Genomic DNA, 26,504 nt, shown 5'->3' with positions numbered 1-26,504 from the left:
TTAACCTGCATAAACAGGATCACGCGAAGATCGATTCATACACCACGTCCGTGGACGTGACCGGCCGCTCTCCGCCGTATGTCAGCGGCGGCGTCAGGACGGTGACAGCCCGGTATCAGCGCGGTTGGCGAAAGTGGATGTCGAAAGCACACAGCACAAGGAGCACATGATGCAGAAGTTCGACACCCCCGCCCCGATCTCCGCCGTCCTGGACATCCCCGCGGGACGCGTCCAGTTCATCGCCGCCGACCGGGCCGACACCGCGGTCGAGGTCCGGCCCACGAACGCCGCAAAGAGCCGCGACGTGAAGGCGGCCGAGCAGACCACGGTCGAATACGCCGACGGCGTCCTGCGGATCGAGACGGCCGCGGCGAAGAACCAGTACCTCGGCCCGTCCGGATCCATCGACGTGACGGTCGAACTGCCCGCCGGTTCCCAGGTCGAGGCGAAGACGGCCAGCGCCGAACTCCGGACCGTCGGCCGCCTCGGCGACGTCGCCTTCGAAGGCGCGTACCACCAGATCAAGATCGAGGAGACCGCAAGCCTCCGCCTCACCGCGACCGACGGCGACGTCGAGGTCGGTCGGCTGGGCGGCCCCGCGGAGATCAGCACCGCACGGGGCGACATCCGGATCGCCGAGGCCACCGGCGGCAAGGTCGTGCTTCGCACCCAGTCCGGCGACATCTCGATCGTCGCCGCCGGCGGAGTCTCGGCCGCCCTGGACGCCGGCACCAGCCACGGCCGCATCACCAACGCCCTCAAGAACGACGGCACCGCCGTACTCGACATCCACGCCACCACCTCCAGCGGCGACATCACCGCCCGCAGCCTGTGACCGGCAGCCTCCAAAAGAGAGGTAGACCAAGCCCGGTGACGACGAACAGCCCTGGTCCATCGATGTGGACTGGGGCCGTTCCAGGCCCTTCACCCGGATTCGTGTGACCAGACGCAAAGTGGCTCGGAGTGACTGGGGTCTCCGGAGGGCTTACTAACGCGACCTGGGAAAACGCGCCGCAGGGGTGACTCCCGGCCATCCGCTGACGGCCTTGGACGATGGCCGCCGTTCATGGATCACGTGGGCGTAGCACGGGAGCGTGATCGCCGGGTCGGCGTGGTCGGCAGTCGGGGTTCGTTCCCGCCTGCGAAGCCCCTCAGGCCGACCGCACGATCTCGTCGATGAGGGCGGCCAGCCGGCGTGGCTGGGACAGGAACGGAGAATGACCGCCAGAGAGCCGGCGGATCTCGGCAGCTTGGGCTGCCATCTGCTCCTGCAGTGCGGGAGGGATTGCCTTGTCGTCCTCTGTGATGATGTAGGTGGACGGGATGCTCCGCCAGGCGGCTACGTCGACCTTCTCCGCGAACGATCGGATGGTCTGGTTGACCAACGGGCTCACCGCCTGCTCGGCCTCTGCATCGGGCAGATCGCCGTAGAGCGAGGTGCGCGGTTCGTTGATGAGTGGGAACAGGCCGCCCGTGTCTTCGGGATCGGGGATGCCGTGGATGGTGTACATCGACTGTCCACTGTCCGGCATGTAGGCGGCGAGGTAGATCAGCCGATCAACATTGCCCACTCCGGCGGCGGCCTCAGTGATCGGGATGCCCCCGTAGGAATGGCCGAGCAGCACGACAGGTCCTGCGATCGACGCCAGTTCCGCAGCCAAAACGGCGGCATCGTCATGCATGCCCGCGGTGGGATGTTCGCCGGCGCTCGGGAGCGCCGGCGTGTGCGTGCCATAGCCGAGCGCGTGCAATTCGGCCTCAAGCTTCGCCCAACTGTTCGGCTGGTGCCAGGCGCCGTGGACGAGCATCACGGTAGTCATGAATGGTGCTCCAAGGTTCTCATGCGATATATCGGATATAACGGCGCTCTGCCACCGGGAAAGCCCGATGGCCGCGGCCGCCTTCTGGGGTGCGCGCCGAGGTGGGGGCGATCGGCGAGCGCGGCTGGGCCGCGCCGGCGACGAGGCCTCGGTCAGCGGTCCGCTGTCGCTGTGAGCGCGTAGTCCCAGAGACGGTCCGCGGCGGCCGGGTCCACCGACCAGGCGGCGACGCCTGTGGTCGCGTCCGGGCCGCCCGACACCACCTCGGCCTCCTGGTTGTCCGAGGAGAAGAACCGGCCCGTCACGCCCTCCAGCAGTGGGGACCCGGCGAGCAGCACCGAGGTGGCGGCGCCCTGCTCCGGGGTCTTGTAGTGGTCGGGGGTCACCAGGTTCCCCTCGTCGTCCATCGCGCCCGCTGCTCGCATGGTGTCGTCGTCGAGGTGGCGCTGCAGGTTGGTGTGGATGTAGCCGGGCTCGAGCGCGTTCGCGGTGATTCCGTCGGCGGCCCAGCGCCGGGCGGCACCGACCGCGAGCAGCACGTCGGCCGTCTTCGACTGCGCGTACGCGACCCACGGGTCGTACGGGCGGCGCTCGAAGTGCGGATCGTCGAAGTCGAACGGCGCCAGCAGTTGAGCGCCGGAACTCACCATGACCACTCGCGCGTCGCCGGCCTGCCGCAGGTTCTCCCGCAGGCCGGTGATCAGTGCGAAATGCCCGAGAAAGTTCGTCGCCAACTGCAGCTCCCAGCCGTTGGCGGCGACCTGGCGGGTGGGCAACGCCATGATCCCGGCGTTCGCCACGATCGCGTGCACCGGCCCGATCCAGCCGGCCACGAACGCGCGCACCGAGCCGAGATCGCTCAGGTCCAAGGCTCGCCGGCCGCTCGTGGGGTTGCGGGTCGCGACGGTGACCTCGGCTCCTGCACCCCGCAGCGCCCGGACGGTCTCCAAGCCGATCCCCGAGGCTCCGCCCGTGACGATGATCCGCCGCCCGGTCAGGTCGACACCGGCGAGGATCTCGGCGGCCGTGGTCTTGGCGTTGAATGGGGTGCCCATGCGCGTCATGGCCGCAACGGTAAAGATCGGGCGTTGGACTTGGAATGGTTCAGGGTCCAACATAGTTGAGTGAGCGTCCAGCAAGCCGACCCCCTCGAAGACGTCCTCGCCCTCCTCGGCACGAGCAGCCGCCTGTCCGTCAGGCTGGTGGCCGGTGGCGAGTGGGCGGTGTCGTACGAGCCGCCGCCGGCGGTCAAGTTCGTCGCGGTGCGCCGCGGCCACTGCCTGCTCACCGTCGACGGCGTACCGGAGCCGATCGAGCTGGCCGAGGGCGACTGCTTCCTGCTCACCCAGCCACGCGCGTTCGCCATGGCCAGCGGTCCAGGGGTGCGGCCGGTCCCGGCCGGCCCTGTCTTCGCGGCGGCGACCGACGGCGTGGCCCGGGTGGGGACCGGCGAGGACGCGGTTTTCATCGGCGGCCGGTTCGACTTCGGCGAGCGAGCCCGCGAACTGCTGCTCGACGTGCTGCCGCCGGTGATCCACGTGCCCGGCCGCACCGCCGAGGCCGCAGCCGTACGCTGGGCGCTCGAGCAGATCGACGCCGAGCTGCGCGACCGGTCGCTTGCCTCGACACTGGTCACCGAGCATCTCGCCCTGGTCATGCTGATCCACCTGCTGCGCCTGCACCTGGTCGTCGCCGGGCCGGGCGTGGCGTCCGGCTGGATGGCCGGGCTCACCGACCCGATTGTGGCCCCGGCGCTACGGGCCATGCACGCCCGTCCGGCCCACGCCTGGACGGTGGCAGAACTGGCCGAGGCCGCGGCGGTGTCCCGGTCCACATTCGCCGCCCGCTTCAAGCAAACGGTCGGGCAGAGCCCGCTGGACTACCTGACCGGGTGGCGGATCGAACTGGCCACCGACCGCCTGCGCCGCGGCGACGACACGGTGGCGACGATCGCCGGCAAGGTCGGCTATGGCTCGGAGAGCGCACTGAGCAACGCGTTCAAGCGGGTCACCGGCGCGTCCCCGCGCGAGTACCGCCGCCGGATCAGAACGGCGGGCGGCGGTCAGATCGTGCACAGAGCTGGGTCCGATCTTGGCGCGCAAGGGCCCTACCGCGGAGTTTCCCAGGAAACATCACCTGGATGAGTGCGGTGATGGAGGTGCAGAGAATTCCCGTCCGAGAGCACTTGGGCAGCGCGTGTGAGGGTGAGCTGCAGATCGTTCTGGGCGAGCGTGAGGCTGGTGCAGCGCCATGAACGCGCCCGCCAACAGGACGCCCAGCCGCCTCGTTCAGCGATCAGTTTGCATAGAAGTCCAGGTCATCCTCGTCGGGTTTGACCGGCGCGTACTGCCGCAGCTCACCGTCCCTCAGCATCCACACCCTGAAGAACCAGTCCTCCTGATCCATCACGAAGAACTGCAATGCGTTCGGGCACCGCCAGGGCATCTGCGCGATGTGGTCAAGGACAGCGTTCAGGTCGGCGTGGTTGAGCGCGCCGGCCCACACGTCGCACTCTGGGTACTTCCCCCCGCCCCACGCCGTGTTCTGACCGGTGGCCTCGCGGAGAAAGCCACACCCCTGCCTCGGCGGATCCCCTCGCAGCGGCGCCTCCGTCCGCAGCCACTCGCTCAACGCCGCCACGTTCGGACGGTCATCCGGATGGACCGACACCATCACGTTGGCTACCCAGCTCATCGGCCCATTGTCCGTCTCTTGGGCCTGGCGGTCCTGCACTCTGGATCGGCCTGCCGTGGGGTCCCTCTGTGGTTGCTGCCAGGCGGATGCCCCTGGACGGCGTCCGAGCCGTTCGCTTGCACACGCCAGTCTCGGGCGACCGGCGACGTTGGGCCGGGATCCGGCTTGTAGATCTTGTGGAGTCGCAGAGCGCTCGTGTCACAGCCCTCCGGGCCGAAAACCAGACACACACCATGGGTGAGGGTGCGCACCCCGCGTGCCCTGTCGCCGAGTACGAGTTCCGGGGCGTCCTTCCACGCGCATCCCGCCGCATCGAGGGCATCGAGCACCTCGGAGAGGGGGAGATGGGACGGCATGGGCATGTCCTCCTGTCCGCGGAGGCCATCGGGTAACGTGACCGACTCGCGCCAGAGGGGCAGACCTATGTCGACGACGAGTCCATGGCAGATCACGACTTCCACGTCGTCCCAGAAGTAGAGCCTGGGTCGCCGGCGACGGGGCTTGGAATCGTGCATGCGGTCGTGAAAAGGCCCGATCAGTTCCTCGACGCCTTGCAACGTCATCCCGCAGTCCAACGAACCGAGCCGGCCGCTGGAAGCGAACCGCACGACGAGATCAAGTACTCGAGTCACCGGGTCAGACAAGCAGATACCTGAGGGATGTCTCCACAGGAATGCGTCCTCGGCCATGCCTTGTAGGCCATCGCTCACCTTGTGGGGACGATGGCCTACGAGAACATCAGGCGAGGGTGTCGCGCTCGGTCACGCGGTACGCCCAGGTTGAGCAGCCGGGTCACGCAGGTGTGACGGAGTTCGTGCGTGCGCGTCTCGCCGAGGCGGGCGGTCCTGGAGCGCCCGCCACGCGGAGCCCGTGGTCAGCGGACCTTGCGGAAGAACGCTCGGACGTCGTCGACCAGCAGGTCGGGGGCCTCCATGGCGGCGAAGTGACCGCCCCGGTCGAACTCCGACCAGTGGATCACGTTGTGCTCGCGCTCGGCGACACGCCGGATCCCGCCGTCGCCGGGGAAGACCGCGACCCCGTGCGGGACCTCCGAGCGCTCGACCGGCACCCCCCACTGTGCCGAGCCCTCCTTGTAGAGCCGGGCGGACGAGGCGGCGGTGCGGGTCAGCCAGTAGACCGTCACGTCGGTGAGCATCTGGTCACGGTCGACCGCGTCCTCGGGCAGGTCGTGCGCGGGGTCGGTCCACTCCTTGAACTTCTCCACGATCCAGGCCAGCTGGGCGGCGGGGGAGTCGTGCAGGCCGAAGGCGACGGTCTGCGGCCGGGTGGCCTGGATGATCGCGTAGCCGGAGCGGTCGTCGTCGGCGTAGAGCCGCATGCGGGCCTGCTCGGCCTCGGTGAGGCCCTCCATCTCGGCCGGGTCGAAGGTCGGGAAGCCGAGCGCGCCGTTGACGTGCACGCCGACCACCTGGTCGGGGGCGACGCGGCCGAGCTCGGGGGAGATGACCGAGCCGCTGTCGCCGCCCTGGGCGCCGTAGCGCTCGTAGCCGAGGCGGCTCATCAGCTCGGCCCACGCGCGGGCGACCCGGCTCAGGTCCCAGCCGGTCTCGCGAGTGGGGCCGGAGAATCCGAAGCCGGGGATGGACGGAGCGACCACGTGGAAGGCGTCGGCGGGGTCGCCGCCGTGGGCACGCGGGTCGGTGAGCGGGCCGATGACCTTCATGAACTCGACGATCGAGCCGGGCCAGCCGTGAGTGAGTACCAGCGGCAGCGCGTCCGGTTCGGGGGACCGTACGTGCAGGAAGTGGATGTTCTGGCCGTCGATCTCGGTGGTGAACTGCGGGTACTCGTTGAGCTCCGCCTCGTGCTTCCGCCAGTCGTATCCGCTGCGCCAGTACTCGGCCAGCCGCCGCACGTACGAGACCGGGATGCCGTACGACCAGCCGACGCCGGGCAGCTCGTCGGGCCAGAGGGTGCGCGCCAGCCGGTCGTGCAGGTCGTCGAGCGCGGACTGCGGGATGTCGATGCGGAACGGGCTGATCCCCGTGGTGAACGTCATGGAGAACACGCTAGGGACGAGTTAGGACAAGTCCGGTCCTAGGAGTGGGGCAAGCTGGAGAACATGTTGGAGACATCGGCCCGGTTGCTCAGACTGCTCTCGCTCCTGCAGACCCACCGGGAGTGGTCGGGCGTGGAGCTGGCGGAGCGGCTCGGCGTGACCGCCCGGACCGTCCGCCGTGACGTCGGGCGGCTGCGCGAGCTCGGCTATCCCGTGCACGCCACCGCGGGCACGGCCGGCTACCGGCTCGGCGCAGGCACCGAGCTGCCGCCGCTGCTGTTGGACGACGACGAGGCGGTGGCGGTCGCGGTGGGGCTGCGGACGGCGGCCGGGGGCTCGGTGTCGGGGATCGAGGAGACCTCCGTGCGGGCGCTGGCCAAGCTGGAGCGGGTACTGCCGTCCCGGCTCCGGCATCGCGTGCACGCACTGCGGTCGATGACCGTGCCGATGGGACGGGCGGGTTCGGTGGTGGACCCGGCGTCTCTGACGCTGATCGCCGCCGCCTGCCGCGACCATGAGACCCTGCGGTTCGACTACCGGACACGCGACGGGCAGGAGAGCGTCCGCGCCGCGGAGCCCTACCGGCTGGTCCATTCGGGGCGGCACTGGTACCTGCTGGGCTGGGACACCGGCCGGGCCGACTGGCGCACCTATCGGATCGACCGCCTGAGCCTGCGGACGCCGAACGGACCCCGGTTCGCCCCCCGCGACCTGCCCGACTCCGACGTGGCGGCCTACATGTCCCGGTCGATCTCCAGCGCGCCCTATCGGTACCAGGGTCGCTTCACGATGCACGCTCCGGCCGAGGTCGTCGCCGAGCACATGTCGGCCACCGTGGGGACGATCGAGCCGATCGACGAGTGGTCCTGCACGTTGTCCAGCGGCGCGAACGACCTTGACGAACTCGCCGTATGGGTCGCACTGATGGACATCGACTTCGAGGTGCACGAGCCGCCCGAGCTCGTCGACCGCATCCGCGTCCTCTGCGCCCGTCTCGCCTCCGCCACCGCCACCTGACCGACTCCGCGTGTCGGCCTCACGGCTGCGGCTCCCGCCGGCGGCCTGCACGCGTGCGACCGTGACTCGCAAAATCGTTGGACAACCCGTACACCCATGACGATCGTTGACGGCATGCGCCAAGAGGAGATCTGGGACGTCGAGACCGCCCAGCGCTATGACACGCCGGGCACCGGCATGTTCGCGCCCGAGGTCCTGGAGCCGACCGTGGACCGCCTCGCCGAGCTCGCGGGCGATGGACGGGCGCTCGAGTTCGCCATCGGAACCGGCCGTGTGGCCGTGCCGCTCGCCGAGCGGGGGGTGCCCGTCACCGGCATCGAGCTGTCGCCTCCGATGATCGACCAGCTGCGGACGAAGGCGGACGAGGCGACGATTCCGGTGATCGTCGGCGACATGGCGACCGCTGCCGCGCCGGGGACGTATACGCTCGTCTACCTTGTCTTCAACACGATCTCCAACCTGCTCACCCAGGCCGAGCAGGTCGCGTGCTTCCGTAACGCCGCGCGTCACCTCGCGCCCGGTGGCCGGTTCGTGATCGAGCTCTGGGTGCCTGAGCTGCGCAAACTTCCACCGGGTCAGCAGGCCACGGTCTTCCATTGCGAGCCCGGCTACATCGGCCTGGACACCTACGACCTTCTGCGCCAGCACGTCGTCTCGCACCACTTCAGGTTCGATGAGAGCAGGGAGGCTCGGCTGTTCCGCAGCCCGCACCGCTACATCTGGCCGGCCGAGCTCGACCTCATGGCTCAGTTGGCCGGGTTCGCGTTGGAGTCCAGGCATGCCGACTGGGCCGGTGCCGACTTCACCGCCGAGTCGCGTTCCCACGTGTCCGTCTACCGCATCCCGCCGGGCCGCTAGCTCCGCCCGCGGACCGGACACCTGCGAAGATCCGCGGCATCTCAGCAGCATCAGCACGGCGGCGGCGACGGGCTCGGCCGGGCTGCCGGACGATGTTCCGGCCGTCCTGCGGAAGCGAAACCGCGTCACGGGAGGACGACGATCCTGCCGCGGGGGAGGTGGGGGTCGGTGCCCTCCTGGAGCCGGTGGGATCGGGCGGCCTCGGTGAGCGGCAGCCGCGTCCCGATCCTGGAGACCAGGGTGCCGCGAGCCAGAAGGTGGTTGATCGCCGTGGCCGCCGCGGCGAGTTCGGGAACGGTGGCGTTGCTGATCACGAAGCCGCGCAGGCTGGCGTCGCGCGTGTAGAGCTGCCCGACCGGTAGCACGGGGGCGGTGGCGAGACCGGCCATGATGATCATCCGGCCGCCGAGGGCGAGCAGGGGGACGGTCTGCTCCAGGTGGTGCCGGCCGGAGTTGTCCCAGAACACGTTCACCCCGTCAGGGGCGAGTTTGGCGATCTCGGCGTACATGTCCGGGTCGCTGTAGTCGACGACCTCGTCGGCGCCGCACCGCCGGCACCAGTCGACGTCGTCCTCGCGCGCTGTCGCGATGACCCGCGCGCCCGCCGCCGCGGCGAGTTGGACGGTGGCCGTGCCGACCCCGCCGCCCGCGCCGGTCACGACGACCGTCTCCCCGACCTGCAGGCCGGCCTGCTTGAACAGGCCGAGGTGTGCGGTGGCAGCGGTGTGCAGGGAGGCGACCGCGTTCTCCGGGTTCACGCCGCCGGGCAGGTGGTACAGCCGGTCGGCGGGCACGGCGGCGTACTCGGAGAAGGATCCCTGACGGCCGTCGAGCCCCAGGCTGTTGCTCCACACCAGGTCGCCGGGGGCGAACCCCGGCGCCTCCGTGACCACGCTCCCCACCAGGTCGCGGCCGATGACGAACGGGTAGGGCAGGCGGGTGCGGTAGGCGCCGGAGCGGACGAAGGTGTCGACGTGGTTGACGGCGAGTGCCAGCACCTTCACCAGGACCTCCGACGAGCCGGGCTCGGGCACCGGTAGCCGGCCGACCCGTATCTCGTCCGCAGGACCGGGCCGCGTGATGTACGCCGCAGTCATGGTCTCCTGGTCGCTCATCGTTCCTCGTCCAGATCGCCGAGGTAGATACGCGCCCACGCCTGCCTGAGATCGTCCTCCGCGGCGTCGCCGAAGGTGTAGGCGGGGGACAGGATCGGCAGCACCCGCTCCACGCGCACCAGGATCACGCGATGGGCGGGGTAGCCGGGACCGTTCAGGTCGAGCAGCCATTGGTGCAGCCACTCGTAGACGGGATCGCCCGGCTCGCGGAACTCCGCCGTGCCCTTGAACCGGTAGCCCCGTCTGCGGAAGAAGTCGATCGAGTTGATCTCGATACGCGGGTCGCGTTCGAGGTTGGCGACCGTGTTCGGGGACGCGATGTCCATGAAGGCGATGTGCTCGTCGTCGTATACCCGCATCGACCCCTTGGGCGAGAGATTGGGCGAGCCGTCGGGGCACACGGTGGCCACGAAGGACAGCCGGGCGCTGTCCACGATCAGGCGCATGTCGTCGTCGATCGTCTTCATCGTCTCTCCTTCGGCAGGGCTGAGCTTCAGCCTTGAGGGAGGAGATCAAGGTCTCGTGCTGACGCGTGCGCGCGGACCCGCGGCGCCGTGCCGTACGCGATCTCGGGGCATCGCGGGCGCGAGCCGGGCCGCGGCCCCGATCTCGCCGTCACACGCCTGCCGACCAGCGTACATGGGGGAGACCGCGTACACCGGAAAGGGGTGGTGGCCCATCCCCGCCCACGAGGCGCGGGCGTGACGGACCGAGGCGCTCGCCCGGCGATCAAGCGAAATGGCTCTTTTATCGTCAGGTTGACGATAAAAATCCGCCCATACTAGCCTGATCTCCGTGGCACACCTGCGCATCGCCCTGGCACAGACCAACCCCGTCGTCGGTGACCTGGCGGCCAACTCCGCCAAGCTGCTGGACTGGACGCGCCAGGCCGCCGCCGGCGGCGCGCACCTGGTCCTGTTCACCGAGATGTTCCTGACCGGCTATCCCGTGGAGGACCTGGTCCTCCGCTCATCCTTCGTCGACGCCTCGATCGCCGCGCTGGAGCAGGCGGCGGCCCGGCTGGCCGAGGAGGGGCTCGGCGAGCTGCCCGTGCTCGTCGGCTTCATGGACCGGGCCGACCTCGCGCCGCGTGTCGGCCGGCCCAAGGGCGCGCCGCTGGACGGCGCCGCCCTGCTCCACCGGGGCAGGATCGTCACCCGTACGGCCAAGCACCACCTGCAGAACTACGGGGTCTTCGACGAGTACCGCTACTTCGTCCGCGGCGACCGGCTGCCCGTCTTCAGGCTGCACGGCGTCGACGTGGCCGTCGCGGTCTGCGAGGACCTGTGGCAGGAGGGCGGCCCCGTGGCGGTGGTCGGCCAGGCGGGCGCCGGGCTGCTGGTCGCGCCGAACGCCTCGCCGTACGAGCGGGGGAAGGACGACGTCCGGCTGGAGCTCCTGGCCCGGCGGGCGCGGGAGGCGGGCTGCGCGCTGGCCTACGTCAACCAGGTGGGCGGGCAGGACGAGCTGGTCTTCGACGGCGACTCGATCGTGGTCGGGGCCGACGGCGAGCTCGTCGCGCGGGCGGGGCAGTTCCGCGAGGAACTGCTGCTGGTGGACCTGGACCTGCCGGTGGCCGACCGGGAGCCGGGCAGGACGGCCTACGACGCGGGCGACGGGACGACGATCACCGTGGACCGGTTCGTGCTCTCCAGCGAGCCCGTGACGATCGACTCGCCCGTCGCTCCCTCGGTCGCGCCCCGGCTGGACGACATGGCCGAGGTCTATGCGGCGCTGGTGCTGGGCGTGCGGGACTACGTGGCCAAGAACGGCTTCACGTCGGTCATCCTGGCCCTGTCGGGAGGCATCGACTCGGCCCTGACCGCCACCATCGCCTCCGACGCCATCGGCCCCGACCGGGTCCACGTCGTGATGATGCCCTCGCGCTACTCCTCCAAGCACTCCGTCGCCGACGCCGAGGAGCTGGTGCGCCGCCAGGGCGTCAACGCGCGCCTGGTGCCGATCGACGGCGTCGTCACCGGCTTCGAGAAGGAGATCGAGCTCACCGGCCCGGCAGCCGAGAACCTCCAGGCCCGGGTGCGCGGCATGGTGCTGATGGGTCTGTCCAACGAGCACGGGCACCTGGTGCTCACCACAGGGAACAAGAGCGAGCTGGCCACCGGCTACTCCACCCTCTACGGCGACTCGGCGGGCGGCTTCGCGCCGATCAAGGACGTGCCCAAGACCATGGTCTGGGAGCTGTCGCGCTGGCGTAACGCCCACACCGACGGCTGGTTCCGCATGGACGTCGCCCGGCCCATCCCGGAGAACTCCATCACCAAGGAGCCCAGCGCCGAGCTCAGCCCCGATCAGTACGACACCGACTCGCTGCCGCCCTACGAGGTGCTGGACCGGCTGCTGGACGACTACGTCGAGAAGGACCTGGGCTCGGCCGAGCTGATCGCCGCCGGTCACGACCCCGACCTGGTGGCGCGCGTCATCAGGCTGGTGGACCTGGCCGAGTACAAGCGGCGCCAGCACCCGCCCGGCCCCAAGATCACCCCGAGGAACTTCGGCAGGGACCGCCGCCTGCCCGTCACCAACCGCTGGCGCGAGACACCTGGCTAGGCGCGCCAGAGCGCGGCGAGCCGCCGGGTGGCCAGCCACGACGGTACGGCGCGCAGCGACGCGTCGCGGAGCCACGCGGCGACGCCGGTCTGTGAGGTCAGCCGCGACTGCCGGGACGCCGCCCGCATCATGCGGTTGGCGCTGGGCCGCCGCTCGGCGTCGTAGCGCAGGAGCCGCTGGGCGACGTCCGCCGGCTCGGCGCCGGCCAGGTGGCGGGTCAGCGCGGCCGCGTCTTCGAAGGCCTGGCCGGCGCCCTGGCCGAGGTCGGGCGGCATGGCGTGCGCGGCGTCGCCGAGGAGCGCGATCCTGCCGGCCGTGAACGAGGGCAGGGGTTCGGCCAGACCGGTGATCGGGTCGACGAAGATGTCGGCGGGCGGGGTGGCTTCGATCAGTTCCGTGACGAGAGGGTGCCAGTCGGCCATCAGGGACAGCATCTGCCGGCGAGCCTCGTCCGCGCCGGGCGGCGTGCCGTGCAGGACGGAGTCGGTGAACCAGTACAGGCGGTTCTCGCCGACGGGGAACAGGCCGAACATCGCCCCGCTGCGGCGGTCGACCAGCTGGCTGGCGAGCAGGTCTGTCACCAGGCCGGCAGGCATGGGCAGCATGCCGCGCAGGTCCATCCGGCCGGTCCGCCGCAGCCCTGGATGGCAGGGGAAGAGCTGTCCGCGCAGCCTGCTGCCGATGCCGTCGGCCGCGATCACGGCGTCCGCTCTCGCGACGGGGCCGCCGCCGCTGATCACGGTGACCCCGGTGGAGTCGGGCTCCAGGCGCTGGACGGGGGTCGCGGTTCGCACCAGGTCGGCGGGCAGCGGGGCGCGTAGCACCCGGTGCAGTTCCGCCCGGTCGACGATGGCGGGCATCCCGACCTCCTGCCGCGCCTGGACCGCATCGGTGACCAGCAGCGGCCGTCCGCGCCAGTCCCGCAGCCCCGCGCGGACGGCACGCATGACATGCCCGCGAACGTCCTCGGCCAGGCCCAGCGCGTCCAGCGCGCGGAGCCCGTTGGGCATGACCACGATCCCGGTGCCCGCCTCCCTGAGCTCGGCGCCCCGTTCGAAGAGCGTCACCTCGTGCCCCAGGCGGTGCAGGCCCACCGCGGCCGCCACTCCGCCGAGCCCGGCGCCGACCACCACGATCCTCATGCGACCTCCTCGTCATTCACTACGATCGTACTAGTACGCCTATTGGATAGCATGGCCGCATGCCGCCCACCAATCCGGCCCGTCGCCGAGCCCTGACCGATACCGCCATCCGGCTGCTGGCGTCGTCGGGCGTGCATGGGCTGACCCACCGCGCGGTGGAGAAGGAGGCGGACCTTCCGCCGGGAACGGCCTCGAACTACTTCCGCAGCAGGGAAGCGCTGCTGGTGGCCGCAGCGGAGCGCATCGCCGAGCTGCATCACGCCGACACCGACCGGGCCACCGAGCGACCCGCCACGCTGGTCGATCTGCTGACGGAATCGCTGCTCACCGCGGCGACCACGCTGCGTGACCGCTATCTGGCGATCTTCGAGCTGCAGCTGGAGGCGGCGCGCAGGCCGGCGCTGGCCGCGGCGCTCGCGGGCCTGCGGGACACGGCGTCGCAGCTGACGGCCGGGCACCACGACAAGCTCGGCCTCGCCATCCCGCGAGAGAAGATCCCCGCGCTGATCGCGCTCTACGGGGGTGCGCTGTTCACCCTGGTCACCGCGCCGCCAGGAAGCGTCACCAGGGACGTCGTCCAGGGCGTGGTCCAGGTCATGGCGTACGGCAGCGCCGGGGTGCCGTTGCCGCCGGCCGTCCCCAGGGGTTGACCTGCGGTATCGAGCATTCATAGAGAAATCGATATCGGACGCTTCCCGATATCGCTATTAGACATCATCTGATCACGTCTGCTTGGCTCCTTGTCTCTGACAGACGGCAGCAAGGGACCTGACATGCGACACCTCCGCCCCCTCTCGAGGGCCTTGGCGATCTCTCTCCTGTTCGGTGGCGCTCTCGGCGGGAGTACGGCCTCGGCCGCGACAGCCGTCGCGGCGCCGGCGGCGGCTCCCGGAGCGGCCCAGGTCAAGGTGCCCGGAGCGGCCCAGGTCAGGGTTCCCGGAGAGGCCCAGGTCAAGAAGGACCTGCGCGAGTTGGAGGCGTCCTTCAAGGGCCGCATCGGCGCGTACGCCATGGACACGGCCACCGGAAGGACGGTGACGTACCGGGCGGGCGAGCGCTTCCCCCTGCTGTCCACCTTCAAGGCGCCTCTCTGCGCGGCCGTCCTGCACAAGGCGCGCACCTCCGAGCCCGGCCTGATGAGCAAGCTCGTCACGTGGACGGCCGCCGACATGACGCCCAACTCTCCGGTCACCGAGAAGCACGTCAAGGACGGCCTGACCGTCGCCAAGTTGTGCGAGGCGGCCGTCACCCAGAGCGACGGCACCGCGTCCAACCTGCTGCTCAAGCAGATCGGCGGACCCGCGGGCCTGACGAGGTACTTCCGTACGTTGAAGGACCCGATCTCCCGGATGGACCGCTGGCACCCCGAACTCAACGACTGGACCCGCAAGGAGAAGCGCGACACCACCACGCCCGCCGCCATCGGCCGCGACCTGCAGGTACTCGCGACGGGGAACGCGCTGGACGCCAAGGACAGGGAGCAACTGAACGCCTGGCTGCTCGCGAACAAGACCGGCGCCGAGCGCATCCGGGCGGGCCTGCCCAAGAACTGGACGATCGGTGACAGGACCGGCACCAACTCCGACGGGTTCGGCGGCGGGAACGACATCGCTGTCATCTGGCCAGGGAAGGGCGCCGCTCCGATCATCATGGCGATCTACACCAACCGCACTCCAGGCCTCGCCACGGACAACGCGGCCATCGCGAAGACCGCCACCATCCTGGCTCGCGGGCTCGGCAAGCTCTGACGTCCGGCTCGCGGAGTACGTCCAATTCGCGGAGTACGTCCAGCCGCCGCGGACCGCGAGACGCCCGACCGAGCTGCCGCGCGCTCTGGCGGCCCGCGCGCCACTTGTGGGCGAAGAATGTAGCGTCCAACCATGGTGCGCCGTACGGCGGCGGCTGAGAGGCTTGCGGCATGTGCGCGGACATCGTCGGCCGCCAGGCAGAGCTCCAGGCGGCTGCGAGTTTCCTTGATTCGCTGGAGGCGCGGCCCGCAGCGTTGCTGCTGGAGGGCGAAGCGGGCATCGGGAAGACGACGCTCTGGCTGGCGACCGCGGAGCAGGCACGTCGGCGGGGCTTCTGTGTCCTGGCCGCCGCGCCGGCGGCCGCCGAGGCGCAGCTGTCGTACACGTCGTTGGCCGACCTGCTCTCGGGCATCGAAGGCTCGGTATTCGAGGCCTTGCCGGAGCCGCAGCGTCGTGCGATCGATGTCGTCCTGCTGCGGGGCGGAACCGGCGGGGCGCCCACCGATCGTCGCGCGACCGGCGCGGCGTTGCTCTCTGTCGTCGAGCGGCTGGCGGTCGAGGTCCCGGTACTGCTGGCGATCGACGACCTGCAATGGGTGGACCGCTCCAGCGCCGGCGCCATCGAGTTCGCTGTCAGGCGGCTGAGCTCGCGGGTCGGTGTGCTCACGACGCTACGGACAGAGGAGCGTGGTGATCCCGGGCCATCACTTCGGCTGCTGGATCCTCATGCCACTCACCGTTTACGGGTGGGGCCGTTGAGCCTTGGCGCCCTGCACGGGGTGCTCCGCGAACGGACCGGTCGCTCGTTTCCCCGGCCGATGATGGTCCGTATCCAGCAGGTGTCCGGCGGCAATCCGTTCTACGCGGTGGAACTGGCCCGGGACATCGGGCTCGGCGGCGCGGCCGACGTGACATCACCGTTGCCGAGCACGCTGGCTCAGCTTGTGCAGGCGCGGATCAAGGGCTCCGCGAACGTGCAGCAGGTGCTGCTCGCGGCTGCGGCGCTTGCCGAGCCAACGGTCGAGCTCGTTCAACTCGCCGTGCGTTCCGATCCCGCCGAGGTCGACCGTCTGCTCGGCGAAGCAGAAGGCGCCGGCCTCATCTGGATCGACGGCCACCGGGTCCGGTTCACGCATCCGCTGCTCCGCACGGGCGTCTACGCGGTCGCGCCACCGTCCGGCAGGCGCGCCATGCATCGTCGGCTCGCCATGATCGTGGCAGATCCGGAGGAACGCGCCCGCCACCTGGCGCTCGCCGCCGTACGTGCCGACGCGGATACCGTGGCGGCGCTCGACAGGGCGGCTGTTCGAGCGCGCTCCCGGGGCGCGCCCGCAGCCGCCGCGGAACTCCTCGACCTGGCGGTCGGGCTCGGCGCTGACGCGCCTGAGCGCCGCATTCGCTCGGCTCAGCACCACTTCGACGCCGGTGACCCGATGAGGGCTCGCGCGATGCTGGAGAAGGTGGTCGATGCGCTCGGTCCTGGACAGACCCGCGCCGAGGCGCTCCTCCTGCTGGCGACGGTGCGTCTTCATGACGACAGCTACCGAGAGGCGGCAGGCTACCTGGAGCAGGCGCTTGTCGAAGCGGACGGGAACCCGCGGCTCCGGGCGCCGATCCTGATCGAGTTACTCTTCGTGCTGGTCAACCTCGGCCGCATCCCCGACGCCCTGCGCATCGTCGACGACACCGTGGCCGACGCCGAGCGGCTGGAGGATTCCGACCTGTTGGCCAAGGCCCTCGCGTCCTCCGTCATGATCCGTTTCCTGAGCGGTCATGGACTGGACGAGCCCACGCTACAGCGCGCCCTTGCCCTGGAGAATCCCGACATTCCGGGCCCGGTGATGCTGCGTCCGACCTTGATCAGCAGCCTGCTGCTCGCCTGGACGGGACGGCTGGACGAGGCCAGGGACGGCCTGCTCGCCCTGCGGCGGCGTTGCCTCGAGCGGGGTGAGGAGAGTGACTTGATGTTCACGGCCTTTCACACCGTGATCGTCGAGTGCTGGCGCGGCGACCTCGCCGATGCGCGTTCGATCGCCGAGGACACTCTGGAACGGGCGTGGCAGCTGGGCACCGACTTCCCCCTCGCGATCGCGCTGTCGGCCCAGGCGAACGTCGCCGCGTATGCCGGTCAGCCCGATCAGGCGCGCCAGGCCGCCCTTCAGGCGCTGGCGATCTTCGAGCGGGGCAGCTGCCTGGCGGTGACCGTCTGGCCGATGGTGACCCTGGGGTTTCTGGACGTGTCGTTGGCCGACCATGCGGCCGCGGCCGCGACGTTGGGTCCGTTGGCCGAGGCCGCGACGGTCATGGGGTACGGAGAACCGACGGCCGCACCGTTCGCCCCCGACACCGTGGAGGCGTTCGTCGGGGTGGGGCGGCTGGAAGAGGCAGCCGCGCTGGTGGATCGGCTGGAGGCCAACGGCCGCAGGCTGGATCGCGCCTGGGCGCTGGCGCTCGGCGCACGCTGTCGAAGCCTTCTGCTGGCCGCACAGGGAGACCTGGACGCCGCGCTCGCAGCCGCCGAACTGGCCCTGGCCGAACATGAGCGGCTGCCGATGCCGTTCGAACTGGCCCGCACACAGCTGGTGCTGGGGCAGATCCAGCGCAGGCGGCGTCAGAAGCGTGCCGCCGCCGAAGCCTTGCGGGCCGCTGTCCGGGTCTTCGACGAACTCGGCACCTCCCTGTGGGCCGCACGCGCCAGGGCCGAACTCGAGCGGGTCACCACGAGTCCGTCAGGCGGCGCGGAGCTCACTCCGTCGGAACGAAGGGTGGCCGAGTTGGCGGCGAGCGGAATGACGAACCGCCAGGTCGCCACGGCCATGTTCATCAGCCCGAAGACGGTCGAGGCCAACCTCGCCCGCGTCTATCACAAGCTGGGCATCGGCTCGCGCGCCGAGCTCGGGCAGCGCATGGCCGAGCTGAACACATAGGGAAACACCTGATTTCCCCGGCGAAGGCGCGAACTACGTTCAGCCCATGCCGCATCGAGCACCGCCGAGCCTGACGCGCTACCTCGTCGAGTGGTACCGCCCGGGTCTGACCGACGAACTGCTGAAGGAAACCGCGCACAGGATCGGCAGCTGCGCGGGAGAGCTGTCGGCCGAGGGACGTACGGTCGATCTTCTCCTGACGCTCTTCGTGCCCGAGGACGAGGTCGCCTTCTGCTTGTTCGCGGCCGGCTCACCGGCCTCAGTCGCACAGGTATGCCGGCAGGCGGAGATCCCGGTCCACCGCCTCGTCGAGGCGATCGAGAGCGCGACGACCGGGAGATGCGCCGAGGGCGGCGACGTGGTGGATCCGCTCAACGAGCCCCATCCGAAGGGGAGAACAACATGAGAACCGCTTACAAGATCTTGGCCATCGTCGTCGCGGCCCAGGTCGTCATCCAGTCGATGGCGATGGTCTTCGCCGTCGCAGGGCAAGGCAAATGGGTCATGGAGGGCGGCGTGCTCGACGCGGCGGTCATAGAAAGCCGCGCGTTCGTCTTCCCCGAAGTTCTCGGCTACGCGATCCACGGCATGGTCGGGACGATGATCATCCCGCTGACCGCGTTGATTCTGCTGATCTGCTCCTTCTTCACGAAGATCCCTGGAGCGGTGAAGTGGGCGGCCCTGGTCCTGCTGCTCGTCGTGGCGCAGGTCGCCCTGGGCGTCCTCGGCCACGACATCCCTGTCCTGGGCGCCTTGCACGGCCTCAACGCCCTGCTGCTGTTCAGCGCGGCGATCCACGCCGCGCGCCTGGCTCGCAACGCGGGCGCGAGCCAGGCGGTGGATCCAGAGGCGCGTCTCGCGCCGCGGACCTGACGGGCACACCCAGGTGCGTCGGAACCGCCGGGGCAGCCGCGTCAGCATTGCGTGCGGCGCGACCGTCGTCGTCCTCGGGCCGCTGATCTGGCTCTGGCAGGCCAGCCTGCTTCCGGGGACGTACTCCGCGATGGACATGGGGTACGCGGACTACGGCGGCGGCCCGGCCGTCAGCGCGATGACGCATGGCGGGCACGGTCAGCACGCGACGGCTCAGCGCGGCGTCAACGCGCTGACCGCCGACCCGCGACGCACGGCCGACGTCGCCGTCACGCTGACTGCCCGTAAGGAAGCGTTCCGGTTGGCCTCAGGCCGAGTCGTCGACGGGTACACCCTGAACGGCCGGTCGCCCGGCCCGGACATCCGCGCCACCGCGGGACAGCTGGTGCAGGTACGGCTGGTCAACGAGTCGGTGCCTGAGGGCGTCACGCTGCACTGGCACGGCGTCGATGTGCCCAACGCCGAGGACGGGGTCGCGGGTGTCACCCAGGACGCGGTCGGTGTCGGCGAGGAGCACGCCTACCGGTTCGTCGCGGACCAGGCCGGCACCTTCTGGTACCACTCCCACCAGGTGTCCCACGAGCAGGTCCGCGGCGGCCTGCTCGGTGCCGTGGTGGTGACCCCCGCGGAGCAGGCTGCCGAGGTCGTCGACATGGCGGCCCTGGTGCACCTGTACGGCGGAGCCCGCACCGTCAACGGCCGCGAGGACGACGTACAGGTCGAGGTTCCGCCCGGGAAACGGGCGCGTGTGCGGGTCATCAACACCGACAACGCCCCGATGTCCGCATGGGTCGCCGGTGCACCGTTCCGGCTCGTCGCCGTCGACGGCACGGATCTGAACGGGCCCACCCCGGTCCACGACACAGGGGTGCTGGTCACGGCAGGCGGCCGTGCCGACATCGAGGTGATCATGCCGGAGGACGATTCGCCGGTTCGGGTCCATCTCGGCGGTCCGTCGGCCGTCGTGCTCGGTTCGACGTCGTACGACGCACCCCCGGTCCGGCGGCCCACCACGACGCTGGACCTGCTCTCGTACGGCACGAAGGCGCCTCTGGGATTCGCCCAGGACAGGCCCGATCGACGATTCGAGTACGCCATCGGGCGCCGGCCGGGGTTTCTCGACGGGCACCCAGGGCTGTGGTGGACCGTCAACGGCCACCTCTTCCCCGACGTGCCGATGTTCGTCGTCTCCGAGGGCGACGTGGTACGGATGCGCATCTCGAATCACAGCGGAGAGGTGCATCCGATGCACCTTCACGGCCACCACGCGGTGGTACTCGGCCGCAACGGGGTGAGCAGCGTCGGGAGTCCCTGGTGGGTGGACTCGCTCGACGTCGGCGACGGTGAGTCGTACGACATCGCCTTCGTCGCGGACAATCCCGGCATCTGGCTGGACCACTGCCACAACCTGCCGCATGCGTCCGAAGGGCTCATCGCCCACCTGATGTACGAGGGAGTGACCACGCCGTTCGTCCTGGGCGGGACGGCGGGAAACGAGCCGGAGTGACTCGCCCGCGTCGACCGCGATCCGGGCATCCGCTGCCGTGCCGAACTCGGCCGGCGGCCGGCCGAGGCGAGCACATAGGGAAACACCCGATTTCCCGGGAGGGTCCTCGATCTAGCGTCAGGCCGTACGGAACGGACTGTGCACGTGGCGTTCAGACGGTGGCTCGGGTCACGCGCGGCCACCGGCACCGCGACTGAGGGGTGGAGTTGATGAACGACATCATGGCGAGGAAGACGGGTGCCTGGGCACTCCTTCTCGCTGGGTTCACCGGCGCGGCCTCGGGGGTGTTCCTCGCCTTCGTACCGCCTGCTGTGGCCGACGACCGGTTCAGTTTCCCGCTCAGCGCAAGCGGGTTCACCGCGATCCAGTCGTTCTTCTTCCTCCACCACCTGGCCATCGCCTGGGGCCTGATGGTGGTGTGGCGATCCGGGTTCGCCGGCCGCGGCGTACCGGCCCTGATCGGGGGGATCGGCAGCGTGGTGTCGATGGTGCTGCTGGCCGTACAGGAACTGGTCGCCATCTCGGTCGCGCACGCCGCCTACCCTTCGCCGGCCACGGACATCGTGGACAGCATCTACGGAGTGCTGTCCCTGCTCAACGGTGCCGCTCTCATCGTGCTCGGCATCGCCGTGGTCAGGGCGCGGCAGTGGGTCGGCTGGCGACGCTACATCCCGTTGATCCTGGGCGTCTATGTGATCGTCCCTCTCACACCGGCGATCTTCGGGCCGTTCGTCGTGGCCCGGCTGACGATCGGGGTGTGGATGCTGATCTTCGCCGCTCTCGGATTCGCCCTCGCGCGCACCGACGCCATCCCGGCGAACGCCCGTATGGAACGGCTGTGACCGGCCCGGCGTCCGGGACGGCCGATAGCCGTCCACGCTCCGGGCTCGTCCTGGTCACCGCCGGCACCATCTGCGGCATCGCCTGGGCGGCCGGCTTCCGCTCCTACATGTCCGAGCTCGCCGGAACCTCCTCCCAGATCGACTGGGCCGGTACGTTCGCTGCCATCCTCCTCCCCGGCGCCGTCACCGGCGGGCTGCTCGGCTGGGCCGAACACCTGCGGCGGACCGGGGGCCGGTCCCGGTGGAGGTGGCTCGCCCTTGCCCCGCTCGCCCTCGCCATCGTTCCGATGCTCATGCCGGGCGCCCTGGTCCAGTTCCTCACGCGGGGCCTGGGCGGTGGGGCGGTCGCCGTGGCCGCCATCGCGCTCGGCGGCGGATACGCGGTATCCGGTCGCGGGCCACGCTGGGCCCGGCTCGTCACCGGCGTCGCCGGCGCGGCCCTCCTCGCGGCCCTGACGCTGGCCACGCCCATGATCGGCGGCGTGCGGCTCGCACTCAGCGAACCGCGAGGCGCGTGGGTCGCAGTGCTCGTCGCCTCGTTCGTTGTCGTGCTGGGGCTCGCCAGCGCGATTCCCCACCTTCCGGTGGTCGGGCCGTCGACGGACGACCGTACGCCGCGTGCCTGAGGACAACGAGCTGAGGGCGCCCTCCCGGTCAGTCGCGAGCGGCGCCCTCTTGGGCGGTGGACAACCGTTCGGCCAGGATTCGGGCGCGGGCGAGCTGGACCTTGCGTGCCTGGCCAGCGGCGAACCCGGCCAGCATCCACGGGGCCGTCAGGTCGAGCCGGTCGCTCACCCGTGTGCCGGTGCCGTCCGGCTCGAGGTCGAAGCGGTAGGCCATGTGAACGCGTCCCGGGCTCCGCACCTCGCCGTAGACGGACAGGCCGTCGGTGTGGAGGGCCACGTCGATCGGGTTGTCGTGCGTGAAGATCCAGAGGAACCGGAAGCGCTCGACGGCCGTGTACCGGATCACGCCGGGCTCCGCGCGGTCCACATCGCTGACGGCGACCACGAGAGGGGACAGTCCGATGTAGCTCTCCGGAGTCGTGAGGTGCTCGAACACCTTCTCCGGAGCGGCGTCCACGTGGAATGCGTGGGTCAGCACGCTGTTCGACACCCGGCCTCCCGTACTTGCGCGTTCTGTCGCGGAATTGTCGCAAGATTCCTTGGGGCTGGGAAGCGGGTGCGGTGCGGGCCTGGTTGAGGCCGGGTCTCGCCAGCTGGAATGATCACAGCGGTCCCTGTCACCCTTTCAGCACCGCAGGAGCACTCGTGTTAAAGCGTCGTGGTTTGACCCTGTCCGCAGCCCTTACCGCGCTCCTGGTGTGCGTCGCCGTTCCCGGCACGGCAGCGGGAACGGCGACGGATGATCCGACCGACCCGGGGCCGGTCTACAAGACGGTGACGGACAAGAACGGGCTCCTGTCATTGCAGACCAACGGGCGTCCGGACGGGCGGGACATGGTCTTCCGGATCTCGGGATCCGTCTACGCCAACATCGAGGGCAACGCTCACGACCCGCAGCTGCGCCACGGCCAGAAGCTGTTCAACCTCGAGGGCTACAACATCCGGCGGCTGTACCGGGTACCCGGTACCACGCAGCTCTACCAGCTCTCCCGCGAGATCGTCTTCTACACCGACCCCGCCGACCCCACGAAGATCCTGCGGGAATGGAAGAACCCGATCGATCTCAAGACCTACCCCGTCGTCCCCATCAACAACGACGCGGTGAACTTCGGCCCGTTCAACGTCACCCCCTCCTACGTCGGCCCGCCCATGCGGAAGATGCACGACGAGACCGTGTGGACCAGCGACATCCCGGTTCGCACGGACTTCAAGACCTCGTTGGGCGAGCAGTTCGGCCTGGTGAACGGCGTCTACGCGGCCCAGGAGATGTTCGACTTCTACGTCGACGACCGCGAGGTGGCGGTCCGCACGATCGCGGGCACCGTCCCCAAGGGTGCGATGAAGACCAAGATCAGCTGGTCCAGGACGAGCCCGTGGGCACCGTTCATGTGCCTGCCGGAGACCGACGTCCGCGGGCAGCTCACCTACCACGCCCGCAGCTGGTCGCTGCCGTCCTACCTGGACATCGAGCCGTGGCTGCGGGCGGAGATCGACGCCGCCCACCCGCTCTACAAGGCCGCCCCCACCGAGCCCGGCCCGAGCGAGAACTCCTGGACCTCCTTCTACAACAAGCAGCTGGGCAAGGGCGCCACCACGTGGACCGGCTGGTGCGCCGCCAATGGAAAGGCATGATGACCGCAGGTGACGATCACGCCTGCCGGATCGCGGGGATCGACCCGTGAACGGCAGGCGTTCGCGGCGCACCGCCGCCGTATCGCCGGCATGCTTCACGTCTGCGCCGTGAGGAGGGCATCGGCGAGCTCGGTGCGGGCGTAGAGCACCGAGCGGCCCGCCCGGTGGGTGCTGGTCAGGCCGGCGGCTCGCAGCGCGGTCAGGTGTTGGGACACGCCCGCCGCCGAAAGGCCCGACCTGTGGGCGAGTTCGGTGGTCGAGGCTGGGGAGTCCAGCTCGGCCAGGATCAGCGCCCTGGATCGGCCGATCACGGCGGCGAGGGCGTCCATGTGCGCATGTGTCCGGCGCTCCCACAACGTGCCGATCCCGCGCGCCGGGTAGGCCAGCTGGGGTGGTTCCGACGCGGCGGTCCGGGTCAGCACCCGCGGCCAGGCGAAGACCGACGGCACCAGGAGCAGCCCGGCTCCTGTCTCGATCCTGGTGATGGCGCAGTGCCGCTGCGCCAGGTGGAGGCTGCCGTCGACCCACCGCACCGTGTGGTGCAGCTCGTCGAGCGCCTGGGCCGTACTGTGCTCGGCCACCTGGCGCCCCCGGTAGAAGACGTCCGCCTCGAGCACCGAGCGGATCCTGCCCCAGTAAGGAGCTATCGCGAGCCGCCAGTAGACATCGATCTCCGCGACGATTCGCGGCAGGTAGGTCTCAGGTGTCCGGTGAAGGCTCCGCAGCCGGGAGGACAACCGGCCTTCGCGCTCGGCGGCCAGCACGTCGAGGTCCCGCCGTACCTGATCAGGAGCGGTGGCCTCGATGGCGGCCAGCTCGCCGGCGAGGCCGGGGGACGCGGACGTCGGCGCCGGGTTGAGGAAGTCGGGGAGGTGGCCGGCGGGCGGAATCATGTCGGCCAGCCAACCGCGATCGAGACCCGCGGCCGCGAGCCTGGGACGCACCTGGTCGGCCCAGCCGAGGTGCAGGTCCGGTACCGCGGCGGCGGCCAGCGCTCTGAAGCTGGTGACGACCTCCCACATGGGCGAGACGGCGAACCGGGTCTCGGCCAGATCGTTCACCGAAAAGGTCAGCCGCGCCTTCATGTCGCCTCCACTGCTTCCACATTCGGTCTGAGCTTAATCAGTGGACGCCCGCTCCCCGGCCCAGCAGCATCCCTGGAGCAGGCGCCCGCGACGCGAGTGCCGAGAATCGGAACGACGCGAAGGCGGTCATGCACATGTCTGTTGACACCACCCCCTCCACCGCTGCCGCTCGGCTGTTCCGCGGCCTGAGCACCGAGTCCGTGCTGGTGCTGCCCAACGCCTGGGACGCCGCCAGCGCCGCTGTGATCGCCGCGGCCGGCGCCCCTGCGATCGCCACGACCAGCGGCGGCGTGTCATGGTCACTGGGCCGCGGGGACGGGCAACGGCTCGGCCGGGACGAGATGGTGGAGGCCGCGCGGCGCATCGTGAACTCCGTCGACGTGCCGGTGACGGTCGACGTGGAGGGAGGCTACGGGCCGGCCCCCGCGGACGTCGCCGCGACCGTGCGGGCGGTGATCGAGGCCGGTGCGGTGGGCGTCAACCTGGAGGACTCCACAGCCGTCGGCGGTCCCCTGTACGACATCGCCGAACAGGGCGCCAGGCTGCGCGCCGCCAGGGACGCCGCGGCCGCCGCGGACCTGCCGGAACTGTTCGTCAACGCGCGCACCGACGTCTTCCTGTTCGGAATCGGCGCGCCCGACGGCCGGCTGGACGAGGTGCTGGCGCGCACGGCGGCATACGCCGAGGCGGGAGCCGACGGCATCTTCGTGCCCGGCCTTCTCGACCTGGACGTGCTGAGCACTCTCTGCGCCGAGTCGCCGCTGCCGGTCAACGCGATGGCCGTCGCAGGCGGACCGGGTGTCACCGAGCTCGCGCAGGCCGGGGTGCGCAGGATCAGCCTGGGCACCGCGCTGGCCCAGGCCGCCTACACCGCGGCCCGCCGAGCCGCCGCGGAACTGCTCGGCACGGGAGGTCTCACGGCACTGGACGGCTCACTCGACTTCGGCGAACTCGACGCCCTGTTCCGTCGTTGATCGAAGCAGGGAGGACGGCTCGGACGCCTACTGCTGACGTGGCAGGTGTCCGGACCTGGCCGACGTCCTCCGATCGCACGCGTCCTGGATGACGACAACGGCGAGATCGTCGCGTCCTGATCCGTGATGAACTCAGCCGAATGAGGCTGTACAAGACGCTGATGAGCGAGATGCTCGTCTACTGTTTCGTGGTCGTCGTGCTCACCGGCGCCTTCCTCGCGTTCTTCTATCCGTCGAGCGGCCAGACGTTCTATGACGGCCCCTACGAGCCGTTACGCGGCGCCGAGGTGAGCGCCGCCTACGCCGCGGAGGTGGAGATCGCCTTCGAGGCGCCTGGCGGTCGGCTCATGCGGCAGTTGCACCAGTGGTCATCGCTGCTCTTCCTGGTGGGGATCGTCCTGCCGTCACTCGGCGCCCGCTCGTCGATGCCGCGACCTCTTGGCGGCGAGCAAGGATCGCGCTTCGCGGTCGGGGTCACTCCTTCGATACGAGGCCGATGTCGAACTGCACCTCGACGTCGTCGCTCACCTTGAGCGCGCCGAAGAACGCCGAGTAGGGCCGGATCCCCCATCGGGACTGCACCATGGCCGCCGAGCCGTGCACTCGATCCTCGGCGAGCGAGCCCTGTACCTGGATGGGCCGGGCGACGCCGAGCATGTCGAGGTCGCCCTCCACGCGGAACGACTCCGTACCTCCCGTGACTTGCGATGATCGGAAGGTGATCGTCGGGTAGCGCTCAGAGTGAAGGACCTTCTCTCGGATGATCTTTTCGATCTCCTCGCGATCGGAGCTCGTGAGACGTTTGACGCCGCCGGTTCCTCCCTGGACTTCGAGCGACTCGGCGTCGACTTCGACGGTCACCGAGCAGCCGGCCGGGTCGGCGGGGTCGACGGTGGCATCGCCGCGCCAGCGGGTGACCGCGATGGTGAGATCATGGCCGGCCTTCGCGCCGAGTCCGGCACGCGTCGTCTTGACCAGGATCCGTCCAGACTCCGGTCCCAACGTGTAGCTACCAGCGGTGATGCCCACACTCCCAGGCTAGCCCCGCCGAAGGGC

27 protein-coding genes are annotated in these 26,504 nt (G+C 70.0%); 16 read left to right on the top strand and 11 right to left on the bottom strand.

What is annotated here, in order from left to right:
• The first annotated feature begins 169 nt into the window (after window positions 1-169).
• Window positions 170-835, top strand: coding sequence for a DUF4097 family beta strand repeat-containing protein (locus ACFSKW_RS06580; protein WP_379570228.1), 666 nt, complete (start codon window positions 170-172; stop codon window positions 833-835).
• A gap of 316 nt (window positions 836-1,151) precedes the next feature.
• Here the strand turns inward: ACFSKW_RS06580 and ACFSKW_RS06575 are convergent, their stop codons facing one another.
• On the bottom strand, window positions 1,152-1,820 hold the full coding sequence (locus ACFSKW_RS06575; protein WP_379570224.1) for an alpha/beta hydrolase: 669 nt from the start codon (window positions 1,818-1,820) through the stop codon (window positions 1,152-1,154).
• A gap of 152 nt (window positions 1,821-1,972) precedes the next feature.
• Window positions 1,973-2,884 (bottom strand): SDR family NAD(P)-dependent oxidoreductase, encoded by a 912-nt coding sequence (locus tag ACFSKW_RS06570; protein WP_379570222.1) that lies wholly within the window; start codon window positions 2,882-2,884, stop codon window positions 1,973-1,975.
• A 60-nt stretch (window positions 2,885-2,944) separates the two neighbouring features.
• On the opposite strand from ACFSKW_RS06570, the gene ACFSKW_RS06565 reads away from it, so the two are divergent.
• Window positions 2,945-3,964 carry an AraC family transcriptional regulator gene (locus tag ACFSKW_RS06565; RefSeq protein ID WP_379570220.1) on the top strand — a complete coding sequence of 340 codons (1,020 nt, stop codon included), beginning with the start codon at window positions 2,945-2,947 and terminating at the stop codon, window positions 3,962-3,964.
• 151 nt (window positions 3,965-4,115) lie between these two features.
• On the opposite strand, the gene ACFSKW_RS06560 is transcribed toward ACFSKW_RS06565, so the two are convergent.
• The 3 genes from ACFSKW_RS06560 to ACFSKW_RS06550 all read right to left on the bottom strand — a co-directional run bounded on the left by ACFSKW_RS06560 (window position 4,116) and on the right by ACFSKW_RS06550 (window position 6,534).
• Window positions 4,116-4,514 (bottom strand): hypothetical protein, encoded by a 399-nt coding sequence (locus ACFSKW_RS06560; RefSeq protein ID WP_379570218.1) that lies wholly within the window; start codon window positions 4,512-4,514, stop codon window positions 4,116-4,118.
• Window positions 4,511-5,203, bottom strand: a complete 693-nt coding sequence (locus tag ACFSKW_RS06555) for a hypothetical protein (RefSeq protein WP_379570216.1) — start codon at window positions 5,201-5,203, stop codon at window positions 4,511-4,513. The genes ACFSKW_RS06560 and ACFSKW_RS06555 overlap by 4 nt, the downstream gene beginning before the upstream one ends.
• Window positions 5,204-5,388: 185 nt before the next feature.
• Entirely contained in the window at window positions 5,389-6,534 is a 1,146-nt protein-coding gene (locus ACFSKW_RS06550; RefSeq protein WP_379570214.1) for an epoxide hydrolase family protein, read from the bottom strand.
• Between the two features lie 63 nt (window positions 6,535-6,597).
• Here ACFSKW_RS06550 and ACFSKW_RS06545 point away from each other — a divergent pair, with 63 nt between their 5' ends.
• On the top strand, window positions 6,598-7,551 hold the full coding sequence (locus ACFSKW_RS06545) for a helix-turn-helix transcriptional regulator (RefSeq protein ID WP_379570212.1): 954 nt from the start codon (window positions 6,598-6,600) through the stop codon (window positions 7,549-7,551).
• Between the two features lie 96 nt (window positions 7,552-7,647).
• Complete coding sequence (locus tag ACFSKW_RS06540; RefSeq protein ID WP_379570210.1) at window positions 7,648-8,409, top strand: class I SAM-dependent DNA methyltransferase; 762 nt, start codon at window positions 7,648-7,650, stop codon at window positions 8,407-8,409.
• Window positions 8,410-8,534: 125 nt separating this feature from the next.
• On the opposite strand, the gene ACFSKW_RS06535 is transcribed toward ACFSKW_RS06540, so the two are convergent.
• Both ACFSKW_RS06535 and ACFSKW_RS06530 read right to left on the bottom strand, forming a co-directional pair.
• Window positions 8,535-9,524, bottom strand: coding sequence for an NADPH:quinone reductase (locus tag ACFSKW_RS06535; RefSeq protein WP_379570208.1), 990 nt, complete (start codon window positions 9,522-9,524; stop codon window positions 8,535-8,537).
• Complete coding sequence (locus tag ACFSKW_RS06530) at window positions 9,521-9,991, bottom strand: pyridoxamine 5'-phosphate oxidase family protein (RefSeq protein WP_379570206.1); 471 nt, start codon at window positions 9,989-9,991, stop codon at window positions 9,521-9,523. The genes ACFSKW_RS06535 and ACFSKW_RS06530 overlap by 4 nt, the downstream gene beginning before the upstream one ends.
• A gap of 328 nt (window positions 9,992-10,319) precedes the next feature.
• Between ACFSKW_RS06530 and ACFSKW_RS06525 the strand changes: the two genes are divergently transcribed.
• Complete coding sequence (locus ACFSKW_RS06525) at window positions 10,320-12,092, top strand: NAD+ synthase (protein ID WP_379570204.1); 1,773 nt, start codon at window positions 10,320-10,322, stop codon at window positions 12,090-12,092.
• Here ACFSKW_RS06525 and ACFSKW_RS06520 read toward each other — a convergent pair.
• Window positions 12,089-13,234, bottom strand: coding sequence for an FAD-dependent monooxygenase (locus tag ACFSKW_RS06520; RefSeq protein WP_379570202.1), 1,146 nt, complete (start codon window positions 13,232-13,234; stop codon window positions 12,089-12,091). The two genes, ACFSKW_RS06525 and ACFSKW_RS06520, sit on opposite strands and share 4 nt — an antisense overlap.
• A gap of 59 nt (window positions 13,235-13,293) precedes the next feature.
• Here ACFSKW_RS06520 and ACFSKW_RS06515 point away from each other — a divergent pair, with 59 nt between their 5' ends.
• The 8 genes from ACFSKW_RS06515 to ACFSKW_RS06480 all read left to right on the top strand — a co-directional run bounded on the left by ACFSKW_RS06515 (window position 13,294) and on the right by ACFSKW_RS06480 (window position 21,757).
• The gene (locus tag ACFSKW_RS06515) at window positions 13,294-13,884 is read left to right on the top strand and encodes a TetR/AcrR family transcriptional regulator (RefSeq protein ID WP_379570200.1); all 591 of its coding nucleotides are present in this window, start codon (window positions 13,294-13,296) and stop codon (window positions 13,882-13,884) included.
• Between the two features lie 153 nt (window positions 13,885-14,037).
• The gene (gene bla, locus ACFSKW_RS06510) at window positions 14,038-14,982 is read left to right on the top strand and encodes a class A beta-lactamase (protein WP_379570198.1); all 945 of its coding nucleotides are present in this window, start codon (window positions 14,038-14,040) and stop codon (window positions 14,980-14,982) included.
• A gap of 170 nt (window positions 14,983-15,152) precedes the next feature.
• Entirely contained in the window at window positions 15,153-17,909 is a 2,757-nt protein-coding gene (locus tag ACFSKW_RS06505) for a helix-turn-helix transcriptional regulator (RefSeq protein ID WP_379570196.1), read from the top strand.
• Window positions 17,910-17,955: 46 nt separating this feature from the next.
• On the top strand, window positions 17,956-18,315 hold the full coding sequence (locus tag ACFSKW_RS06500) for a hypothetical protein (RefSeq protein WP_379570194.1): 360 nt from the start codon (window positions 17,956-17,958) through the stop codon (window positions 18,313-18,315).
• Window positions 18,312-18,782, top strand: coding sequence for a hypothetical protein (locus ACFSKW_RS06495; RefSeq protein WP_379570192.1), 471 nt, complete (start codon window positions 18,312-18,314; stop codon window positions 18,780-18,782). The genes ACFSKW_RS06500 and ACFSKW_RS06495 overlap by 4 nt, the downstream gene beginning before the upstream one ends.
• Before the next feature lie 13 nt (window positions 18,783-18,795).
• On the top strand, window positions 18,796-20,289 hold the full coding sequence (locus tag ACFSKW_RS06490; RefSeq protein WP_379570190.1) for a multicopper oxidase family protein: 1,494 nt from the start codon (window positions 18,796-18,798) through the stop codon (window positions 20,287-20,289).
• Window positions 20,290-20,498: 209 nt separating this feature from the next.
• On the top strand, window positions 20,499-21,131 hold the full coding sequence (locus tag ACFSKW_RS06485) for a hypothetical protein (protein ID WP_379570188.1): 633 nt from the start codon (window positions 20,499-20,501) through the stop codon (window positions 21,129-21,131).
• Window positions 21,128-21,757, top strand: coding sequence for a hypothetical protein (locus ACFSKW_RS06480; RefSeq protein WP_379570186.1), 630 nt, complete (start codon window positions 21,128-21,130; stop codon window positions 21,755-21,757). Before ACFSKW_RS06485 ends, ACFSKW_RS06480 begins: the two co-directional genes overlap by 4 nt.
• 28 nt (window positions 21,758-21,785) lie before the next feature.
• Here ACFSKW_RS06480 and ACFSKW_RS06475 read toward each other — a convergent pair whose 3' ends face one another.
• Window positions 21,786-22,235: an SRPBCC family protein gene (locus ACFSKW_RS06475; protein WP_379570184.1), complete on the bottom strand. Its 450-nt coding sequence runs from the start codon at window positions 22,233-22,235 to the stop codon at window positions 21,786-21,788.
• 185 nt (window positions 22,236-22,420) lie between these two features.
• On the opposite strand from ACFSKW_RS06475, the gene ACFSKW_RS06470 reads away from it, so the two are divergent.
• On the top strand, window positions 22,421-23,389 hold the full coding sequence (locus ACFSKW_RS06470) for a DUF1838 family protein (protein WP_379570182.1): 969 nt from the start codon (window positions 22,421-22,423) through the stop codon (window positions 23,387-23,389).
• A gap of 95 nt (window positions 23,390-23,484) precedes the next feature.
• On the opposite strand, the gene ACFSKW_RS06465 is transcribed toward ACFSKW_RS06470, so the two are convergent.
• Window positions 23,485-24,474, bottom strand: a complete 990-nt coding sequence (locus ACFSKW_RS06465) for an ArsR/SmtB family transcription factor (RefSeq protein ID WP_379570180.1) — start codon at window positions 24,472-24,474, stop codon at window positions 23,485-23,487.
• A 134-nt stretch (window positions 24,475-24,608) separates the two neighbouring features.
• On the opposite strand from ACFSKW_RS06465, the gene ACFSKW_RS06460 reads away from it, so the two are divergent.
• A complete protein-coding gene (locus ACFSKW_RS06460) occupies window positions 24,609-25,448 on the top strand; it encodes an isocitrate lyase/PEP mutase family protein (protein ID WP_379570178.1) in 840 nt (279 codons plus the stop codon).
• Window positions 25,449-25,588: 140 nt separating this feature from the next.
• A complete protein-coding gene (locus tag ACFSKW_RS06455; RefSeq protein ID WP_379570176.1) occupies window positions 25,589-25,981 on the top strand; it encodes a hypothetical protein in 393 nt (130 codons plus the stop codon).
• On the opposite strand, the gene ACFSKW_RS06450 is transcribed toward ACFSKW_RS06455, so the two are convergent.
• A complete protein-coding gene (locus tag ACFSKW_RS06450) occupies window positions 25,923-26,477 on the bottom strand; it encodes a YceI family protein (RefSeq protein ID WP_379570174.1) in 555 nt (184 codons plus the stop codon). The genes ACFSKW_RS06455 and ACFSKW_RS06450 overlap by 59 nt on opposite strands.
• Window positions 26,478-26,504: the final 27 nt, after the last annotated feature.

This window comes from Nonomuraea mangrovi (assembly GCF_042681425.1).
In the GTDB taxonomy this organism is placed as follows: domain Bacteria; phylum Actinomycetota; class Actinomycetes; order Streptosporangiales; family Streptosporangiaceae; genus Nonomuraea; species Nonomuraea mangrovi.
The sequence above is the reverse complement of the archived record's forward strand: the minus strand, read 5'-3'. Positions and strand labels throughout refer to the sequence as shown.

Excerpts from the sequence above, each read along its gene's own strand:
- ACFSKW_RS06535 (WP_379570208.1), bottom strand. The coding sequence starts at position 9,524 with ATGAGCGACCAGGAGACCATGACTGCGGCGTACATCACGCGGCCCGGT.
- ACFSKW_RS06520 (WP_379570202.1), bottom strand. The coding sequence starts at position 13,234 with ATGAGGATCGTGGTGGTCGGCGCCGGGCTCGGCGGAGTGGCGGCCGCG.
- ACFSKW_RS06555 (WP_379570216.1), bottom strand. The coding sequence starts at position 5,203 with ATGGCCGAGGACGCATTCCTGTGGAGACATCCCTCAGGTATCTGCTTG.
- ACFSKW_RS06460 (WP_379570178.1), top strand. The coding sequence starts at position 24,609 with ATGTCTGTTGACACCACCCCCTCCACCGCTGCCGCTCGGCTGTTCCGC.
- ACFSKW_RS06455 (WP_379570176.1), top strand. The coding sequence starts at position 25,589 with ATGAGGCTGTACAAGACGCTGATGAGCGAGATGCTCGTCTACTGTTTC.
- ACFSKW_RS06505 (WP_379570196.1), top strand. The coding sequence starts at position 15,153 with ATGTGCGCGGACATCGTCGGCCGCCAGGCAGAGCTCCAGGCGGCTGCG.
- ACFSKW_RS06495 (WP_379570192.1), top strand. The coding sequence starts at position 18,312 with ATGAGAACCGCTTACAAGATCTTGGCCATCGTCGTCGCGGCCCAGGTC.
- ACFSKW_RS06575 (WP_379570224.1), bottom strand. The coding sequence starts at position 1,820 with ATGACTACCGTGATGCTCGTCCACGGCGCCTGGCACCAGCCGAACAGT.
- ACFSKW_RS06500 (WP_379570194.1), top strand. The coding sequence starts at position 17,956 with ATGCCGCATCGAGCACCGCCGAGCCTGACGCGCTACCTCGTCGAGTGG.
- ACFSKW_RS06515 (WP_379570200.1), top strand. The coding sequence starts at position 13,294 with ATGCCGCCCACCAATCCGGCCCGTCGCCGAGCCCTGACCGATACCGCC.
- ACFSKW_RS06530 (WP_379570206.1), bottom strand. The coding sequence starts at position 9,991 with ATGAAGACGATCGACGACGACATGCGCCTGATCGTGGACAGCGCCCGG.
- ACFSKW_RS06485 (WP_379570188.1), top strand. The coding sequence starts at position 20,499 with ATGAACGACATCATGGCGAGGAAGACGGGTGCCTGGGCACTCCTTCTC.
- ACFSKW_RS06550 (WP_379570214.1), bottom strand. The coding sequence starts at position 6,534 with ATGACGTTCACCACGGGGATCAGCCCGTTCCGCATCGACATCCCGCAG.
- ACFSKW_RS06540 (WP_379570210.1), top strand. The coding sequence starts at position 7,648 with ATGACGATCGTTGACGGCATGCGCCAAGAGGAGATCTGGGACGTCGAG.
- ACFSKW_RS06570 (WP_379570222.1), bottom strand. The coding sequence starts at position 2,884 with ATGACGCGCATGGGCACCCCATTCAACGCCAAGACCACGGCCGCCGAG.
- ACFSKW_RS06545 (WP_379570212.1), top strand. The coding sequence starts at position 6,598 with ATGTTGGAGACATCGGCCCGGTTGCTCAGACTGCTCTCGCTCCTGCAG.
- ACFSKW_RS06465 (WP_379570180.1), bottom strand. The coding sequence starts at position 24,474 with ATGAAGGCGCGGCTGACCTTTTCGGTGAACGATCTGGCCGAGACCCGG.
- ACFSKW_RS06560 (WP_379570218.1), bottom strand. The coding sequence starts at position 4,514 with ATGAGCTGGGTAGCCAACGTGATGGTGTCGGTCCATCCGGATGACCGT.
- ACFSKW_RS06580 (WP_379570228.1), top strand. The coding sequence starts at position 170 with ATGCAGAAGTTCGACACCCCCGCCCCGATCTCCGCCGTCCTGGACATC.